Annotated in this window: 2 protein-coding genes and 1 pseudogene; all 3 read right to left on the reverse strand. The window is 37.6% G+C overall.

Annotated elements, in window-relative coordinates; translation table 11 throughout:
* Positions 1 to 872: ISAs1 family transposase (locus tag A9587_RS24040; RefSeq protein ID WP_105281985.1), on the reverse strand; the 872-nt coding region annotated here is incomplete at its 3' end.
* Positions 873 to 1,144: 272 nt separating this feature from the next.
* Positions 1,145 to 1,720, reverse strand: coding sequence for a hypothetical protein (locus A9587_RS24045; RefSeq protein ID WP_105264078.1), 576 nt, complete (start codon positions 1,718 to 1,720; stop codon positions 1,145 to 1,147).
* A 344-nt stretch (positions 1,721 to 2,064) separates the two neighbouring features.
* Positions 2,065 to 2,236: pseudogene (locus A9587_RS25785) on the reverse strand (RHS repeat-associated core domain-containing protein); the annotation flags it as partial.

Below are 2,236 nucleotides of genomic sequence, written 5' to 3' on the forward strand. Positions count from 1 at the left end.
GTTAAATCAGCAGAACTGATATAATATCTGACCGTCATTTCTGGCTCTTTCTTTTGCTCTGCTATTATTGACCGAAAGGAGACTGCCACGCATAATTTCTTCAGCTCTTTCCATTCAAACGTGAAATCAATAAGTTCATCAGGGACATCGAAAACAATGTGAAGACGGATTTCTTCTCTGCCGTGACTCTTTTCACTAATTGCGTAACTGTCATGCTCTGGATTATTTAATTCTTTCAGTGGAAATTTTTCCTCAAAGGCTTTATTAAGCCGACCCTGATTTCCTTTTACAGCGAATAAATAATCACCTCCCTGTTTTTGTATCTTCTCTGCAATATCTTTCTGGCACCCCATCGCATCAGTTGTGATAATTTTTCCTTTAATATCCAACATGTTAAGAAGTTCATGGATAGCTGTGATCTCATTGGATTTCTCATCCGTCTTGATCTGTCCGATGACCAGCCTGTGCATTATTGAGAACGCACTAATAACATGAATCACTCCCTTGCGGCGACTCTTGTCATAAGAGTGCCGGAGCGTTTTTCCATCAATTGTGATGACGTCTTTATCATCTGAAGAATGGCAGTCACGCATCCAGTTAATAAAGCACTCATGAAATTTTGCAGGACTGATACAGAATACAACTCTGGCAATAGTATCGTGAACAGGAATACCATTTTCAAAATCACCATATTGCTTCAAAAAATCGAGATGCGTTTCACCAAAATCCTCTATATCTTCCCAACCGTCTGCACCAGAAATAACGGCACAAATAGTCAACAGTAGAATATCAGATAATTTATGTTCCACTTTCCAGGCTTGTCTGTAATCGGGGATAATAGAAATATGTTCCATCAATTTTTTAAGTTCCATTTTGTTCTCCTTAATTATGTAAGGAGTATTTGATCATGTATAAGCAATGAAAAACAGCTTTAGGTAATAAGGAATATCTCAATTATTGAACATTTAGTGCGAATTATTTAGTACAAAAAAGCTGCGTTACGTGATCTTTCCCTGCTATTGGCATATTTACATTCTCGGTGGATTATGCAAATCTTCCGCACTCCGGGTCATAGTATCTGAGCAAGTCATAATGCAGTCTCGCCTTGCAACCAAAGTCATCCATTGAGAATGCAAATGCAGAATTATCTGCCGACTAAATTCATTTTTAGTTCATTAGCCCACTCAACAATGTCTTTATCTTGGCTATGTGCTCCTAATTTTACATGCATATTTAACAATGCATTATTTTTTATAATATATAAGAACTCCCCAATGTCTTTATATAAATAATAGTCTAAGCCATTATTATAAAAATTAGATATGGCATCTTCGACTAACTCATGTCGAGTTAACAGCCATCCACGTGAAATTATAATATCTCTCGACAGTTTTTTTTCTTCATCATTACCGATGATCGATATATTTATAAGTTTCTCGAGAAATAAATCAGATGAAGAAAAATCAAGCAAGCCGTCTTTTATTAATTTCAAAGATACTCTTCTATATTCACTATCTGTTGAACACAGCAAAAACATTAAATCAGGTTCATATTCAAGAAGTAGGGAACGGACATGATAATAGTATTGGTTTAGAGCGATTTCCTGTAACTCATATTTTGACCATGTGATTCCATTGCATTGGACTAACTCAATAAAATTACGAGTCCCTTCATTAAAAAAATCTTCTATAGCAATGAACTTTTTTATAAAATTGTTCATATTTTACCACCATACTCCCATGGTAATGAATTAAACAAATCATTGAACTCATCTGGCGTCATATCTCTAGTAGGATACACTGTTGAGTGTCCCGGAGACATATACCCTCCCGGCATATCACGCCCATCGTGCTTAATACCTAACCCATCAGGCATTTTCACATCTTCAGGTAAAGTATGATAATACCCCTGTAAACCTGATTCTTTAGGTGTTCTGGTCACTGATTTACCTTGAGGTTTAACCTTACCTGCTTGTGAAGGAAGCAAACCATGCTCATTGGGTGTCAAATCTCGCTCACGAATACCTTTTGGCCCACTCTTATTTCCAAATGCACAAAGCCGTTGTAAGCCTAACGGGTCAATCCAGTTTATTGGATTAGGCGCATACTGATATAAGTTTAACCCGCCTCTTAGCCCTATCGGATCCGTTACTATGAACCGCCCGACATCCGGATCATAGTACCTGTGCAGATTGTAGTGCAGCCCCGTTTCCCTGTCGAGGTACTGTCCCTGGTAA

Origin of the sequence: Escherichia sp. MOD1-EC6162 (assembly GCF_002965125.1) — a bacterium.
In the GTDB taxonomy this organism is placed as follows: domain Bacteria; phylum Pseudomonadota; class Gammaproteobacteria; order Enterobacterales; family Enterobacteriaceae; genus Escherichia; species Escherichia marmotae.

Coding starts and splice junctions, on each gene's coding strand:
- A9587_RS24045 (WP_105264078.1), bottom strand. CDS start 1,720: ATGAACAATTTTATAAAAAAGTTCATTGCTATAGAAGATTTTTTTAAT.